Genomic DNA, 14,793 nt, shown 5'->3' on the forward strand with positions numbered 1-14,793 from the left:
ACCCAACGACTGCTTTACTGAAGGCGGTCAGCCGCCCGCAGGCGCATGGCGGCTGACAAGGGCCCGGGCTCAATAGCCCGGGCCCGCTCTCGTTTCCCGCCCGCTTCGCCCCCGATTTGATGGGTCGACCAGCCAAACGGTGGGTTCTGCACCCTGAATTCAGGTGCACAACCCCCAATCTCCTGGGTCAGCCAGCCAAATCGGCGTGCTGCGAGGCGCTAGTGGCGCGTGGCGAGGAGTACGGCGGCGTCCGGGGCGACCATCACCTCGACGGTGGTGAACCGCTTGTCCATCAGCCACTCCTGGCGCAGCGTGTCGACGCGGCCCTCGTACATCGGCGGCCAGACCGGGGACGGCGTGAAGTCGTCCAGGACGACGAACCCGCCCGGCTCGACCACGTCCGCGATGATGTCGCGGGCGGACAGCTTCGCCTCGCGCGCGTCCACGAACAGCAGTGCGAACGGGCCGCGCTCGATCAGCGCCGTCCAGTCGGCGGACACGACCTCGATCCGCTCGTCGGCGGCGAACAGTTCCGCGACCGCCTTCGCGAGCTGCGGATCGCTCTCCGCCGTGACGATGTTCGTACCCTCACCGGCGCCGCTGCGCAGCCACGCCGAGCCGACGCCGCAGCCGGTCCCGAGCTCACCGAGCAGCCCGGTCTTCGAGGCCGCGAGGGTGGCGAGCAGGCGGCCGGTCTCGTTCCTGGTGGAGCTGACGAATCCGCGCCGGCCGGACAGGCTGAGGGCCGCCGACACCAGCGGCGGCAGTTCTGGAGGAGCACTCACGGGCTGAGGGTGGCACAGGTCCGGTCCAGTGGCCTCACTCGGATCTCACATGCCGGGACATCCTGCCCGCATAGTGGAGGAATAGTCGGACGTGCGAGTAAATTCGTGCGCATCCTGCCGCCCACGCCATATTGGGAAGGAGCAGCATGTACGACATGTATCCAGCCGACTGGCCCGCGATCGACGCCCGCGAGCGGAAGGCGACCCGCCGTCGCCGTACCGCCCGTCCGGCCAGGGACGAGGTCAGGGCTGTCCAAGAGGCCATGAACCGCCGCGACAACGGGGGAGAACCCAAGAAGTGAGCGACAACAAGAACTTCACGCTGGCCGTCGTCCCGGGGGACGGGATCGGGCCGGAGGTCACCGCCGAGGCGCTCAAGGTCCTCGACGCGGTCGCGGCGCAGCACGGCGTGACGTTCGAGCGGACCGAGTACGACCTCGGCGCGAAGCGCTGGCACGCCACCGGTGAGACGCTGCCGGACGCCGAGCTGGAGGAGATCCGCAAGCACGACGCGATCCTGCTCGGCGCGGTCGGCGACCCGAGTGTCCCGTCCGGCGTCCTCGAGCGCGGTCTGCTGCTCAAGCTCCGGTTCACGCTCGACCACTACGTGAACCTGCGGCCGTCGAAGATCTACCCGTCCGTCGGCTCCCCGCTGGCGAACCCGGGCGAGGTCGACTTCGTCGTCGTCCGCGAGGGCACCGAGGGTCCGTACGTCGGCAACGGCGGCGCGCTCCGGGTCGGTACGCCGGCCGAGATCGCCACCGAGGTGTCGGTCAACACGGCGTACGGCGTCGAGCGGGTCGTCCGGGACGCGTTCGCCCGGGCGCAGGCGCGTCCGCGCAAGAAGCTCACGCTGGTGCACAAGAACAACGTGCTCGTCCACGCCGGCCACCTGTGGAAGCGGACCGTCGACGCGGTGGCCGCCGAGTTCCCCGAGATCGCGGTCGACTACCTGCACGTGGACGCGGCGACGATCTTCCTGGTCACCGACCCGGCGCGGTTCGACGTGATCGTCACCGACAACCTGTTCGGCGACATCATCACCGACCTGGCGGCCGCGATCAGCGGTGGCATCGGGCTGGCCGCGAGCGGCAACATCAACCCGGACCGGAGCGCGCCGAGCATGTTCGAGCCGGTGCACGGCTCCGCGCCGGACATCGCCGGTCAGCAGAAGGCCGACCCGACCGCGGCGATCCTGTCCGCGGCCCTGCTCTGCGAGCACCTCGGGCTGACCGAGGCGGCACGCGCGATCGAGGCGGCCGTCGAGGCGGACATCGAGGAGCGCACGGGCGCTGCCCGCAGTACCGCCGAGATCGGTGACGCCATCGCGAAGCGCGCGGCGGGCTGACCCGTGACGACGTGTGACGCCGCCGCTCGCGGCGCGGCGCCGTACGCCGGCCGGCTGCCGCAGGACGCTCGCCTGACCAGTTGGTGGAGAGGTACGGTGCGGCTATGAGCGCCGAGTTGCAGTTCACCGTTGAGCCAACCACCCATGCGGCCAGCGACGACCAGCGCGCCCAGATCCTGGCGAACCCGGGATTCGGGCAGAACTTCTCCGACCACATGGCGATCGCCACCTGGACGGCCGAGAAGGGCTGGCACGACGCACGGATCACCGCCTTCGGACCGCTGGAGCTGTCTCCGGCGACCGCGGTGTTCCACTACGCCCAGACGATCTTCGAAGGGATGAAGGCCTACCGGCATCCCGACGACTCGATCCACCTGTTCCGTCCGGAGGCGAACGCGGTCCGGTTCCAGCGGTCCGCGCGGCGGCTGGCGCTGCCGGAGCTGCCGACGGAGGCCTTCGTCGACTCCCTGCACAAGCTGGTCGAGATCGACAGGGCGTGGGTGCCGGGCGGCGGTGAGACGTCGCTCTACCTGCGGCCGTTCATGTTCGGCTCCGACCCGTTCCTCGGGGTCCGTCCGTCGGCGCACGTCACGTACTGCGTGATCGCGTCGCCGGCCGGGTCGTACTTCGCGAACGGCGTGAAGCCGGTCCGCATCTGGCTGAGCGAGGAGTACACCCGCGCGGCCCCCGGCGGCACCGGCGCGGCGAAGACCGGCGGGAACTACGCGTCGTCGCTGCTCGCCCAGGCCGAGGCAATCGAGCAGGGCTGCGACCAGGTCGCGTTCCTGGACGCGGTCGAGAAGAAGTGGGTCGAAGAGCTCGGCGGGATGAACCTGTACTTCGTCCTCGACGACAACTCGGTGGTGACTCCGGAGCTGTCCGGCACGATCCTCGAGGGCGTCACCCGGGACTCCATCCTGAAGCTGGTCACGGATCTCGGGTACCACGTCACCGAGCGCAAGGTCTCGGTCGACGAGTGGCGCGAGGGCGCGGCCTCCGGCAAGGTCCGCGAGGTGTTCGCCTGCGGCACCGCCGCGGTCGTCACCCCGGTCGCCTCGCTGAAGTGGAAGGACGGCGAGACCCGGATCGGCGACGGCAACGGCGGCCCGGTCACCGCGGCCGTCCGGACCGCGCTCCTCGACGTCCAGTACGGTCGCGCGGCCGACCCGCACGGCTGGATGACCCGCATCTCCTGATCCCACGATCCACCGACGGCTCGGCGCGCTGCGCCGGGCCGTCTGCTGTCAGGAGCGGATCTTCTTGAGGGCGACGATCGAGACGACGGTCGCGAGGATCCACAGGCCGATGGCAACCGTCGGCGCGCCGGTCCAGGAGACCGTGGTCCGGATGCTGCCGTCCGGCTCGTTCGCGACGACGACGATCGTCACCACCAGCCCGGCGATGCCCATCAGAACCGCGGCGCCGGTCTCCGGCCGGACCAGCAGGAACCCGAGCGCCAGCAGCAGGTACAGCAGGAAGAGAACGGTGCCCAGGGCCTCCATCGGCGACTTGCTGTCCGGAGTGAGGCCCAGCAGGCTGATTCCGCTGTAGAGGCGGAGTTCGTCCACCGACCTGCTGTGTCTGGTGAGCCAGGTCGGTGCCAGCGTCACCAGCAGTGCGAGCCCGATCCCGAATCCCATCAGCCGGAACTGCAGCCGGCTCAGTGCGCCCGAGGGCCGGAACAGCGCGGTACGAACGTCCTCCTCGGAGGTGTCACGACTGTCGGCCTCGCTCACTGGTGTGTCCTTTCTCGCGGTGTCGAACTCACAGCATCTTTTCAGGTCTAGGGGTTGGACAGTTGGTCGGCTTCTGTCGCTTCGGTTCGATAGGGTCTGGCGGCATGAGCGGCTTCCCGGACGAGGTTGAGGGGTACTACGCGGAGCTGGCCGAGCGGCGGGGGTGGCCGGCGGAGACGGTCGCCGCGATCCGGTCGACCGTCGAGCTGATCCGCGACCTGGATCGCGGGACGGCGCCGCGGACGTACGGCGCGGCGGTCGACGACTACGGGACCGACTGGCTCTACGAGGCGGTCTGGCACGAGGCGGAATGGGTCGTCGTCCGGCAACTCGGCGTCGGCGAGGACGGCGAGGTCACGCGGTACTGGTGGCAGCGCCTCGAGGACGACGAGGGCATGCTCACCGACCAGGCCCTCGACCGCGACGACTGGGGCCTGCGCCCGCTGACCCGCGAGGACTTCTACACCGCCTGGGACGATCCGGGCTGGTCACTTACCGCCTGAACTCCAGTACCCCTTCGCGTACTGAATGTTCGTGATGCGAGACGTCGGCACCATGGTCCGGACATTGTGTGGCAGACTGCAAAACGTCATGAAGCACTATCGGGTGATTATTCCCTAGGCGCGCTCAGCAAGTTGTACCTGAGCGCGCAGACCTCTCGCACCTTGCGGGAGGTTTTTTGTTTGCCTCTCCCGACTCAGTCAAACCCCCTCCGGAAGGCCGACCCCCATGAGCATCTCGGACGATTTCCACGTCTACGACACGACTCTGCGCGACGGCGCGCAGCAGGAGGGGTTGGCGCTGTCCGTGGCCGACAAGATCGCCATCGCGCAGCACCTGGACGAGTTGGGGGTCGGCTTCATCGAGGGCGGCTGGCCGGGCGCCGTACCCAAGGACACCGAGTTCTTCGAGCGGGCCAGGACCGAGCTGCACCTGCGGAACGCGACGTTCGCCGCGTTCGGTGCGACCTGTAAGCCGGAGTCCGCGGCGGCTGACGACGCGCAGGTCGCGGCCCTGCGTGAGTCCGGCGCCGGCGTGGTGACGCTTGTTGCCAAGAGCCACGACGCACATGTCGAACGGGCGCTGCGGACGACCCTCGACGAGAACCTCCGGATGGTCGCCGACACCGTCCGCCACCTGCGCGAGAACGGGCAGCGGGTCTTCCTCGACACGGAGCACTTCTTCGACGGGTACCGGGCGAACCGCGCGTACGCGCTCGAGGTGGTACGGGTGGCGGCCGAGGCCGGCGCCGATGTCGTTGCCCTGTGCGACACGAACGGCGGGACGCTCCCGCGTGAGCTGCAGGACGTCGTCCGCGACGTCCTCGAGTCGACCGGTGCCCGGCTCGGTATCCACGCTCACAACGACGGGGGTTGCGCGGTGGCGAACTCGATCGCCGCCGTCGAAGCGGGCGTCACGCACGTCCAGGGCACGATCAACGGGTACGGCGAGCGCACCGGGAACGCCGACCTGCTGGCGGTCGTCGCCAACCTCGAACTCAAGCGGGACATGCGGCTGCTCCCGGAGGGCAACCTCGCCGAGTCGTTCCGGATCGCGCACGCCATCGCCGAGGTGACGAACGTGCCGCCGTCGGCCCGGCAGCCGTACGTCGGCCTGTCCGCGTTCGCGCACAAGGCCGGCCTGCACGCCAGCGCGATCAAGGTGGACCCGGATCTCTACCAGCACACGGATCCGGCGCTGGTCGGCAACGACATGCGGATGCTGGTGTCGGAGATGGCCGGCCGGGCGAGCGTGGAGCTGAAGGGCCGTGAACTCGGGTTCGACCTCGGCAACGACCGCGAGCTGGTCAGCCGGGTGACCGAGCGGGTGAAGGAGCTCGAGGCGCGCGGATACACGTTCGAGGCGGCCGACGCGTCGTTCTCGCTGCTGCTCAGCGAAGAGGTCGACGGCAAGCGGCCGAGCTTCTTCGACGTCGAGTCGTGGCGGGTGATCACGGAGTCGCGCGCTGACGGCGAGGCGGTGTCCGAGTCGACGGTGAAGCTCGTCGCCGGGGGAGAGCGGGAGATCGTCACCGGCGAGGGCAACGGCCCGGTGAACGCGCTCGACCACGCGCTCCGGACGGCGATCGAGCGCGCGTACCCGGTGGTGAACAAGTTCGAGCTCGTCGACTACAAGGTCCGCATCCTCGACCAGGGGCACGGGACCGACGCCGTGATCAGAGTCCTGATCCAGACCACGGACGGCGAAGGCTCGTGGGTGACGGTAGGCGTCGGGCACAACATCGTCGAGGCGTCCTGGGAGGCGCTGGTCGACGCGGTCACGTTCGGCCTGCTGCGCCACAAGGAGGTCGTGCGATGAGTCTGCTCGCGGTGGAACGGGCGGTCACGGTACTCACGGCGCGCGTGGTCGAGGTCGACGGTCTGCTGGCGCGCGTCGCCGTACTGCTCAACCCGTACGACGTCCGCGAGCTGGCGCTGTCCCTGGACCAGGGCGAACTCCGGGTCGTGGTCGAGGGCAACGGTTTCGACGCCAACCGGGTCGCCGCCCGCCTGAACAAGGTGATCGGCGTCCTCGAGGTCACCGTCAGCTGACAAGAGCTTGCTCCGACTGCACCGCCCCCAGTCCTTCTGACCCTCACGTTGACCCTGATCGCGACGTGCGTCGTACTGTCAGCCGCTAGCCCCGCTAGCCCGGCTAGCCCCGCTAGCCCCGCTAGCTCCGCTAGCCGGTACCGCGCGCCGCCTTCACCCATCCCGGCGTACGACACGATGACGGCCAGCTCGTACGCCGCCTTGTCGTATATCCCGAAGCCGCGCGCGGTCGTCGAATGCGGCTCCGGCTCGAACGGACTCGCTCAGGAGATCTGCCGCGACTTCGGCTATACCGGCTGGGGGCTCACCGTGGCGACGCACGTCGCGGAGACGGCACGCCAGCTACTTCTACGCCTGGGCGGCCCTCGCCCACGCCGGTAATCCGGGCTGATCCGCAGTGGAAGGAAGGCCCGCGGGGCGGCGAGTTGCTCCGCGGGCCTTCCGGTCTAGGTCGCTGTCAGCGCGGTGTCAGTCCCAGCTGAGGCCGCTGGAGGACTGGTACTCGATGACGCGGGTTTCGAAGAAGTTCTTCTCCTTCTTCAGGTCCATCACCTCTGACATCCATCCGAAGGGGTTCCGCGTTTCATGAAAAATCGGATTGAGGCCGATTTGTTCCGCTCTGCGGTCCGTGACGAAGTGCATGTACTGCTCGCAGAGGTCCGCGGTGAGGCCGAGCATGCCGTTCGGCAGGGTGGCGCGGCCGTAGGCGACCTCGAGCTCGCACGCCTCGGTGAGCATCTGCCGGACCTCCGCCTGGAAGGCGGCGGTCCACAGGTGCGGGTTCTCCTGCTTGATCTGGTTGATGCAGTCGATGCCGAAGTTCAGGTGGATCGACTCGTCGCGCAGGATGTACTGGTACTGCTCGGCGATGCCGACCATCTTGTTGCGCCGGCCGAGCGACAGGATCTGCGCGAACCCGGTGTAGAACCACATCCCCTCGAACACCACATAGAACGCGATCAGGTCGCGCAGGAACGCCGTGTCGGTCTCCGGCGTACCGGTCCGGAAGTCCGGGTCCTCGAGGTGCTGGGTGTACTTGAGCGCCCACGCGTCCTTGTCGGAGATCGACGGCACCTCGCGGTACATGTTGAACAGCTCGCCCTCGTCGAGACCGAGCGAGGTGCAGATGTACTGGAACGTGTGGGTGTGCACGGCCTCCTCGAAGGCCTGGCGGAGCAGATACTGCCGGCACTCGGGATTGCTGAGCTGGCGGTAGACCGCGAGGACGATGTTGTTCGCGACCAGGGACTCCGCCGTGGCGAAGAAGCCGAGGTTGCGCTTGAGCATCAGCCGCTCGGCGTCGGTCAGACCGTCCTTCGCCCCTGATGGACGCCGCCAGAGTGAGATGTCCGCCTGCATGGAGACCTCGGTGGGCATCCAGTGGTTGTTGCAGGCGGCCAGGTACTTCTCCCAGGCCCACGTGTACTTCAACGGCAGCAGCTGGTTGACGTCCGCGCGGGCGTTGATCATCGCCTTGTCGGCGACCTCCACGCGCGCGGCGCCGACGGTGATCTCGCTCAGTCCGGTGGTCACTGGCAGGCCTCGCAGTCCGGGTCGTCGATGGCGCACGCCGCGCCGGTTGGTTCGGGGAGAGCTGCTTCCAGCAGCGACGGGGGTACGGCGTTCAACCGGCCGTCGGTGCCCTGCAGGGTGGACTTCTCCACGTGGGTCGCCGACTGGGAACGCAGGTAATACGTCGTCTTGAGGCCGTACCGCCAGGCCGACCGGTACAGCTCGTCGAGCGCGCGACCGGACGGCTTCGCCATGTAGAGGTTCAGCGACTGCGCCTGGTCGATCCACTTCTGGCGCCGCGACGCCGCCTTCACCAGCCACTGCGGGTCGATCTCGAACGCGGTCGCGTACAGGTCGCGCAGATCGGCCGGGATCCGCTCGATCCCGGCCAGGATCCCGTCGTGGTACTTCAGGTCGGACACCATCACCTGGTCCCACAGCCCGCGCGCCTTCAGGTCCGCGACGAGGTACGGGTTGGCGACGGTGAACTCGCCGGACATGTTCGACTTCACGAACAGGTTGCTGTACGTCGGCTCGATCGACTGGCTCACGCCGCAGATGTTGGAGATCGTCGCGGTCGGCGCGATCGCCATGAGGTTCGAATTCCGCATGCCGTCGCGCAACACCTTCTGGCGCAGGCCGTCCCAGTCCAGGCGCCGGCTCTCGTCGATGATCACGTCGCCGTCGCGGGCAGTCCGCAGCAGGTCGAGTGAGTCGATCGGCAACACACCCTGGCTCCACAGCGATCCGTCGTACGACGAGTAGCGGCCGCGCTCGGCGGCGAGATCACTCGACGCCTCGATCGCGTGGTAGCTGACCTGCTCCATCGAGCTGTCCGCGAACTCGACTGCGGCGTCGGACGCGTACGGGATGCGGAGCTTGCACAGCGCGTCCGCGAACCCCATCAGGCCGAGGCCGACCGGCCGGTGCCGTTGGTTCGCGCGCTCGGACTCCGGGGTCGTGTAGAAGTTCACGTCGATGACGTTGTCGAGCATCCGGACCGCGGTCTTGACGGTGTCCCGGAGGAGGTCGGCGTCGAGGCCGTCGTCGGTCAGATGCGCGACCAGGTTCACCGAGCCGAGGTTGCAGACTGCTGTCTCCTCGACCGTCGTGTTGAGGGTGATCTCGGTGCACAGGTTCGACGAGTGAACCACGCCGTCGTGCTGCTGCGGCGAGCGCAGGTTGCAGGCGTCCTTGAACGTGATCCACGGGTGGCCGGTCTCGAACAGCACGGTCAGCATCCGCCGCCACAGCTCGACCGCCTTGACCCGCTTGAACACCCGGATCTCACCGCGATCCGCGGCCTCTTCGTAACCGCGGTACGCGTCGGCGAACGCGGCGCCGTACAGCTCGTGCAGGTCGGGCACCTCGTCCGGCGAGAACAACGTCCACTCTCCGCCGGCCTCGACCCGCTGTAGGAACAGGTCCGGCACCCAGTTCGCCGTGTTCATGTCGTGCGTCCGGCGCCGCTCGTCACCGGTGTTCTTCCGCAGGTCCAGGAACTCCTCGATGTCGACGTGCCACGTCTCCAGATACGCACACACCGCCCCCTTGCGCTTTCCACCCTGATTCACTGCGACGGCGGTGTCGTTGGCGATTTTGAGGAAGGGGACGACACCCTGGGATTCGCCGTTGGTGCCGCGGATGTGGGCGCCGATGCCGCGGACCGGGGTCCAGTCGTTGCCGAGGCCGCCGGAGTACTTCGCCAGCAGCGCGTTGTTGCGGATGCCGCTGAAGATGCCGGACAGGTCGTCCTCGACCGTGGTGAGGAAGCAGGACGACAGCTGCGGGCGGGTGGTACCGGAGTTGAACAGCGTCGGCGTCGAGGACATGAAGCGGAACGAGCTGAGCAGCTCGTAGAACTGGATAGCCCGCGCCTCACGGTCGTCCTCGCGCAGCGCCATCCCCATCGCGACCCGGAGGAAGAACGCCTGCGGCAGCTCGTACCGCACCTTGTCGCGATGCAGCAGGTAGCGGTCGTACAGCGTCTGCAAACCGAGGAATGTGAAGTCGAGGTCGCGCTCCGGCCTGATCGCGGCGGCGAGCCGGTCGAGGTCGAAGCGGCCTAGCTCGGGGTCGAGTTGCCCCGCCTCGATGCCGACCTGGAGGTAGCGCCGGAAGTAGTCGACGTACGCCGTGGTCATGTCGGCCTGGCTGGCTTGCCGCGGCTCACCATGGACGCGACCGAGGGCTTCGCGGCGGATCTGGTCCAGTAGCAGCCGGGAGGCGGCGAAGCTGTACTGCGGCTCGGTCTCGACGTACGACCGGGCGGCCATCACCAGCGCGAGCTCGACCTCGTGCTGCGCGATGCCGTCGTAGCAGGCGCCGAGCGTCGCGTCGAGGATCAGGTCCGGATCGACCGCGTCGAGCCCGGCGGCCGCCTCGGTGACGACCACGCGGAGCCGGTCGAGGTCGAGCGGGGACCGGGTGCCGTCGGCCGCCAGGACGGTCAGCGCCGGCTTCTCGGCGACGCCGGACGGATCGGCGGGAGTGCGGGCCTTGGTCCGCTCCTCGCGGTAGAGCACGTAGGCGCGGGCGACCTGGTGTTCGCCGGCGCGCATCAGCGCCAGCTCGACCTGGTCCTGGATGTCCTCGACGTGCACGCTGCGGCGGCCGGAGAAGGAATTCAGACCGCGGCTGGTCAAGGCGGTGACGACCCGGCCGGTCAGGTCGGTCACCAGGTCGCGGACCCGGTGGGTGGTGCCGGCGTCGGCGCCTTCGACGGCGAGGAACGCCTTCGTCAGGGCGACGGAGATCTTGGTGGCGTCGAACGGCGTACTGCTGCCGTCCCGGCGGACGACAGTGAGCTCTGCCGGCTGGTCCGTGGTCGCCACGGGATGTGAGGAAGCAAGTGAGGAAGCAATGGTCACAGGTGTGCGCTCCAGAAGAGTTCGGAGATCCGGGACCACGCGAGCAGGCGCACGACGGGACCGGCAGCACCGGCCGGGATCACTGCCGTCACGCCCTGCGACCCACCCGCGAGGTCTCGGACCGCGTGCACCGGCGGTACACGCGCCGGTGGCAGGTATCCGGACTCGCGGACAGGCTGCGGCAGCGCGTCCGATCACCGTTGCGGGGCAGCTCCGGAGTTGCACCGGATTCCCCTGTTGCCTCGGGGCGATCAACATCTTGTGGTGTCGAGCGCCCTGAACCACCAGCAGTAGTGATGCTAGGGGGATCTGGCTAGATCTTGTGGTAGCGCCACGCCGCGTGTCGAACATCTTGTGTCCTCACGCCGCGACCGCGTAGAGGTCCTGGAGCGTCATGATCTCCGAGCCGTGATGGATGAGCTCACGATTCAGCCGGAGGACGACGTGACCGAACGGCTCGGCGGCGTCGAGCTCGTTCGCCTGGCTGAGGCCGACCGTCATCACCTCGTCCTCGTCCAGCGCGGCGATCGCGTCCTGCCAGGCCTCGACCCAGTAGGTCAGCCAGGCGACCGCGTCCCGCGCGTTCCCGTGCAGGGTGATGTCGGCCCGCCCTTGCCGGCTCGCCCCGAACGTCCACTCCCAGCGCTCGAAGAACGTCTCGGTCAGATGCGCGATCAGCCAGGCGATCGTCCGCGGGCCGCGATGATCCGGCTCGTCCGGCCATTGCGCGACCCACTCGCCGGACCCGAGCGACCGGAAATGGCCGGCGTAGTGCCGCCGGACGACGGTCAGCGCCTCACTGCTCGGTCGCCAGAAGTACTGCTCGTCGGTCAACTGGGCGAGCCGTCCGGACAGCACCATCCAGCTGAAGCCCAGCTGGCCGCGGACCATCGCCATTGCCGACGGCCGGTGCAGCATGTCCCAGTCGAACGCCTCCGGCATCACAACTCCCTGTATGATCGAACATGTGTTCGAATTCTTGCTCGATCGCGACGGGAAAGTCAAACCACCTAGTGTGTCGGTCCTGGCCTTGGCGGCACCGGTCTGCTAGGTGCTGCGATCCGGGTGTCCGCGGCCGGGCTGGCGAAGCGGCGTTCGAGCAGCGTGAAGGCGTCGATCAGTTCCGGTGCCTCGTACACCCGGTTGCGCCGCCCGTCGGTGATCTCGCGCAGGATGCGGGCCTCGACGAGGCGGGCGAGGCCCTGGTTCGCGGCCTGCTGGGAGCGGTCGATCAGCTGCGCCGCGGCCGCGAGGGTGAGGACCGGCGCGGCGGGGAGTGCGTCGATCAGGAGCTCCACCGCGGACCCCGCGCGGACCGGCGCCGCTCGTTCGCGCCACTCGGCCTTCAGGTCGGACGCGGCCTGCTCGAAGCGGGCGGCCTCCGCGGTCGCGTGCGTGCAGGCGAGTGCGAACATCCGCAGCCACGGGTTCGCGGCCGCGCGGGCCTTCGCGGTGGTCGCGCGTCCGACGTACCTGAACGCTGTGAGTGTGTCGACGTACTCCGACGCGTGCGTGGCGAGTGCGAGCGAGACCGGCGGCACGGTCCGCGTCACCACGCCCTCGGCGCGCAGGATCAGGTGGATGAGCGCACGACCGGTCCGGCCGTTGCCGTCGGCAAACGGATGGACGGTCTCGAACTGCGCGTGCGCGATCGCCGTCTTCGCCAGGACGGGCAGGGGTGACTCGCGGACGAACGTCATCAGGTCGGCGAGCAGCTCGGGGATCAGGTGCGCCGGCGGCGGGACGTAGTACGCCTCGGCGGGGGAGCGGCCGCCGATCCAGTTCTGCAGGTAGCGGATCTCGCCGCCGTACTCCGGATTCGGCGACTGGGCCATCAGGCGGCGATGCGCCTCGAGCAGATGGTCGACCTCGAGCTTGTCGCCGGCCTCGACGGAGTCGGTCACCCAGGTCATCGCGTCGACCGCGCCGAGGACCTCCTCGGCCGTCACGTCGTGGATGCGGTCCCGCAGTACGTCGGCCTTCAGCAACCGGCGCGCGCCGACGACGAGCCCTTCGATGTGCGACGACCCGACCGCCTCGGCCCGGAGCAGGAGTCGCGCCAGCGCCTCGCTGTTCGTCAGTACGGCGGCCGTCGCGTCCAGGCGGGCCAGATCGCCCGCGGCATCCTCGAGCAGCGCGAGCACGTCGTCGGGCAGGTCGAACTCACGCCCGACCAACGGGTCGGGGAGATACAGCTCGTACGGCCCGCCCAGGCGCTCCGCCCGGGTGAAGCCGTCGGGGTGCCCGGGCCAGCGATGCAACTCAATCCGTGCCATGGTCTTATTCAAGCTTATCCACAAACCTTGAACAAGACCTGTGGATACAAAACAATGTTGTGGACCCTGTGATGGGCACACTGCTGGATGTGACTCTGGATGCGCAGACGCAGCAGATGGTGGCCGCGAACGAGGCCGACTGGAACGCCCGGGCCCCGCTGCACGCGGCGAGCGACTTCTACGACCGGCCCGCGGAGTTCTGGTTCGCCGACTACGAGTGGGCGGATCTCGGTCCGCTCGAGGGGCGCGACGTCCTGCATCTGCAGTGTCATCTCGGGACGGAGACGATCGAGTTCGCGCGGCGGGGTGCGCGGGCCAGCGGGCTCGACCTGTCGGAGAAGTCCTTGGAGGCTGCTCGCGAGATCGCGGGCGAGGCCGGTATCGAGGTCGACTATCTGCATGCGAACGTGTACGACGCGGCGGAGGCGGTCGGCGGCCGGCAGTTCGACATCGTCTACACAGGCAAGGGTGCGCTCTGCTATCTGCCCGAGCTGAAGCAGTGGGCCGAGGTGGTGCGCGACCTGCTGAAGCCTGGTGGTGTCCTGTACATCGTCGAGTTCCACCCGCTGCTCAACTCGCTCCGAGAGGTCTCGCTGCCCGGCGAGTCCGACGAACTGGTCCTCCGCGCCGACTACCTGGAGGGTCGCGGCCCGATCGCGCACGACTCGACCGTCACCTACACCGGCGACGAGGTCCCCGGTCGCAGACCAGCTACGAGTGGCGCCACGGCCTCGGCGAAATCGTCACCACCCTCGCGAGCACCGGCTTCCAGATCACCACGCTGCGTGAATCCGAAGTACTGCCCTGGCCTCGCTGGACATCGATGCAACAGACCCCCGACGGCTGGTGGCGCCTCCCCGACGACGCACCGCGTATCCCGCTCTTCTTCGCGCTCAAGGCAGTCCGATGACCCGCGCGGACCGCGAGCAGGACCTGATCGCCTACTACACCGGCGAACTCCAGGCACGCGTCGATCGCGACCTTCCCGAGCCGCGAGTGGCCAGACGTACGGCGTACCTCGACCAACTGCGCGCCGAGGGCCGCGGCACCGTCCTCGAGATCGGTTGCGGACCGGGCCGTGACGGTGAGGCGATCGCGGCGGCCGGGTTCAGCTACACCGGTGTGGATCTGTCGCCGGCCAGCGTGCAGGCCTGCCGCGAGTTGGGTCTGCAGGCCGAGGTCGCGTCGGTGCTCGAGCTGCCGTTCGGTGACGCGACATTCGAGGCGGGCTGGACGATGAGCACGCTGCTTCACGTGGCTGACGAGGATCTCGGTCAAGCACTGCAGGAGATCGTCCGCGTCCTCCGCCCCGGTGCACCGCTGGCGATCGGACTCTGGGGCGACGTCCGCGACAGCGAACACGTCTGGGAGGACGGCAAGGGCTACGGACCCGGGCGCTTCTTCAGCATCCGCAGCGACGAAGGGCTCCGCAAGACCCTCCAGCGGTACGGCGAACTCGAAGCGTGGGCCACCTGGGACGACGGCGGTGCGATGCACTACCAGTGGGCAGTCCTGCGAGTCAGCGTTTCCTAGGGCCGCGGATTGCGACGTAGAGCAAAGAGACGCCGAAGGCCGCGACGATTGGGCCTACCGTGGCCCAGAGGGTGCTGCCGGTCATCGAGCTGCCCTTGAGGTAGCCGAGGCCCTGGAACGTCCACACGCCGCCGATCGCGATCAGCAGGACGGCGAAGGCGATGGCGACAATCTTTCCCAT

General features: G+C 68.5%; 15 protein-coding genes and 1 riboswitch. Of the genes, 8 read left to right on the forward strand and 7 right to left on the reverse strand.

Annotated features, from left to right (window positions below):
- Positions 1-218 precede the first annotated feature (218 nt).
- Positions 219-785: a class I SAM-dependent methyltransferase gene (locus BJY22_RS18335; protein WP_167208374.1), complete on the reverse strand. Its 567-nt coding sequence runs from the start codon at positions 783-785 to the stop codon at positions 219-221.
- Positions 786-931: 146 nt separating this feature from the next.
- On the opposite strand from BJY22_RS18335, the gene BJY22_RS18340 reads away from it, so the two are divergent.
- From BJY22_RS18340 to BJY22_RS18350, 3 genes are all read left to right on the forward strand, one after another.
- Entirely contained in the window at positions 932-1,087 is a 156-nt protein-coding gene (locus BJY22_RS18340; protein ID WP_167208376.1) for a hypothetical protein, read from the forward strand.
- Entirely contained in the window at positions 1,084-2,133 is a 1,050-nt protein-coding gene (locus BJY22_RS18345) for a 3-isopropylmalate dehydrogenase (protein WP_167208378.1), read from the forward strand. Before BJY22_RS18340 ends, BJY22_RS18345 begins: the two co-directional genes overlap by 4 nt.
- A gap of 104 nt (positions 2,134-2,237) precedes the next feature.
- Positions 2,238-3,329, forward strand: a complete 1,092-nt coding sequence (locus BJY22_RS18350) for a branched-chain amino acid aminotransferase (protein WP_167208380.1) — start codon at positions 2,238-2,240, stop codon at positions 3,327-3,329.
- Between the two features lie 48 nt (positions 3,330-3,377).
- Here BJY22_RS18350 and BJY22_RS18355 read toward each other — a convergent pair whose 3' ends face one another.
- The gene (locus tag BJY22_RS18355; protein ID WP_167208382.1) at positions 3,378-3,869 is read right to left on the reverse strand and encodes a hypothetical protein; all 492 of its coding nucleotides are present in this window, start codon (positions 3,867-3,869) and stop codon (positions 3,378-3,380) included.
- A 104-nt stretch (positions 3,870-3,973) separates the two neighbouring features.
- On the opposite strand from BJY22_RS18355, the gene BJY22_RS18360 reads away from it, so the two are divergent.
- From BJY22_RS18360 to BJY22_RS18370, 3 genes are all read left to right on the forward strand, one after another.
- Entirely contained in the window at positions 3,974-4,372 is a 399-nt protein-coding gene (locus BJY22_RS18360; protein WP_167208384.1) for a hypothetical protein, read from the forward strand.
- Between the two features lie 226 nt (positions 4,373-4,598).
- A complete protein-coding gene (gene cimA / locus BJY22_RS18365) occupies positions 4,599-6,188 on the forward strand; it encodes a citramalate synthase (protein WP_167208386.1) in 1,590 nt (529 codons plus the stop codon).
- Entirely contained in the window at positions 6,185-6,421 is a 237-nt protein-coding gene (locus tag BJY22_RS18370; protein ID WP_167208388.1) for a hypothetical protein, read from the forward strand. Before cimA ends, BJY22_RS18370 begins: the two co-directional genes overlap by 4 nt.
- A 468-nt stretch (positions 6,422-6,889) precedes the next feature.
- On the opposite strand, the gene BJY22_RS18375 is transcribed toward BJY22_RS18370, so the two are convergent.
- The 4 genes from BJY22_RS18375 to BJY22_RS18390 all read right to left on the reverse strand — a co-directional run bounded on the left by BJY22_RS18375 (position 6,890) and on the right by BJY22_RS18390 (position 13,079).
- A complete protein-coding gene (locus BJY22_RS18375; RefSeq protein WP_337758768.1) occupies positions 6,890-7,954 on the reverse strand; it encodes a ribonucleotide-diphosphate reductase subunit beta in 1,065 nt (354 codons plus the stop codon).
- Positions 7,951-10,767: a ribonucleoside-diphosphate reductase subunit alpha gene (locus BJY22_RS18380; RefSeq protein ID WP_337758769.1), complete on the reverse strand. Its 2,817-nt coding sequence runs from the start codon at positions 10,765-10,767 to the stop codon at positions 7,951-7,953. Before BJY22_RS18380 ends, BJY22_RS18375 begins: the two co-directional genes overlap by 4 nt.
- 169 nt (positions 10,768-10,936) lie before the next feature.
- Positions 10,937-11,104, reverse strand: a riboswitch (cobalamin riboswitch).
- A 59-nt stretch (positions 11,105-11,163) separates the two neighbouring features.
- Positions 11,164-11,745 (reverse strand): DinB family protein, encoded by a 582-nt coding sequence (locus tag BJY22_RS18385; protein WP_167208390.1) that lies wholly within the window; start codon positions 11,743-11,745, stop codon positions 11,164-11,166.
- A gap of 68 nt (positions 11,746-11,813) precedes the next feature.
- Positions 11,814-13,079, reverse strand: coding sequence for a Fic family protein (locus BJY22_RS18390; RefSeq protein WP_202891166.1), 1,266 nt, complete (start codon positions 13,077-13,079; stop codon positions 11,814-11,816).
- Between the two features lie 71 nt (positions 13,080-13,150).
- Here BJY22_RS18390 and BJY22_RS18395 point away from each other — a divergent pair, with 71 nt between their 5' ends.
- Both BJY22_RS18395 and BJY22_RS18400 read left to right on the forward strand, forming a co-directional pair.
- Entirely contained in the window at positions 13,151-14,161 is a 1,011-nt protein-coding gene (locus BJY22_RS18395; RefSeq protein WP_202891167.1) for a class I SAM-dependent methyltransferase, read from the forward strand.
- Positions 14,076-14,612, forward strand: a complete 537-nt coding sequence (locus BJY22_RS18400) for a methyltransferase domain-containing protein (protein WP_202891168.1) — start codon at positions 14,076-14,078, stop codon at positions 14,610-14,612. Before BJY22_RS18395 ends, BJY22_RS18400 begins: the two co-directional genes overlap by 86 nt.
- Here BJY22_RS18400 and BJY22_RS18405 read toward each other — a convergent pair.
- Positions 14,599-14,793 (reverse strand): hypothetical protein, encoded by a 195-nt coding sequence (locus BJY22_RS18405; RefSeq protein ID WP_167208394.1) that lies wholly within the window; start codon positions 14,791-14,793, stop codon positions 14,599-14,601. The genes BJY22_RS18400 and BJY22_RS18405 overlap by 14 nt on opposite strands.

The sequence above is a fragment of the Kribbella shirazensis genome (genome assembly GCF_011761605.1).
GTDB lineage: Bacteria > Actinomycetota > Actinomycetes > Propionibacteriales > Kribbellaceae > Kribbella > Kribbella shirazensis.

Excerpts from the sequence above, each read along its gene's own strand:
- BJY22_RS18370 (WP_167208388.1), top strand. The coding sequence starts at position 6,185 with ATGAGTCTGCTCGCGGTGGAACGGGCGGTCACGGTACTCACGGCGCGC.
- BJY22_RS18350 (WP_167208380.1), top strand. The coding sequence starts at position 2,238 with ATGAGCGCCGAGTTGCAGTTCACCGTTGAGCCAACCACCCATGCGGCC.
- BJY22_RS18360 (WP_167208384.1), top strand. The coding sequence starts at position 3,974 with ATGAGCGGCTTCCCGGACGAGGTTGAGGGGTACTACGCGGAGCTGGCC.
- BJY22_RS18405 (WP_167208394.1), bottom strand. The coding sequence starts at position 14,793 with ATGGGAAAGATTGTCGCCATCGCCTTCGCCGTCCTGCTGATCGCGATC.
- BJY22_RS18390 (WP_202891166.1), bottom strand. The coding sequence starts at position 13,079 with ATGGCACGGATTGAGTTGCATCGCTGGCCCGGGCACCCCGACGGCTTC.
- BJY22_RS18340 (WP_167208376.1), top strand. The coding sequence starts at position 932 with ATGTACGACATGTATCCAGCCGACTGGCCCGCGATCGACGCCCGCGAG.
- BJY22_RS18385 (WP_167208390.1), bottom strand. The coding sequence starts at position 11,745 with ATGCCGGAGGCGTTCGACTGGGACATGCTGCACCGGCCGTCGGCAATG.
- cimA (WP_167208386.1), top strand. The coding sequence starts at position 4,599 with ATGAGCATCTCGGACGATTTCCACGTCTACGACACGACTCTGCGCGAC.
- BJY22_RS18395 (WP_202891167.1), top strand. The coding sequence starts at position 13,151 with ATGGGCACACTGCTGGATGTGACTCTGGATGCGCAGACGCAGCAGATG.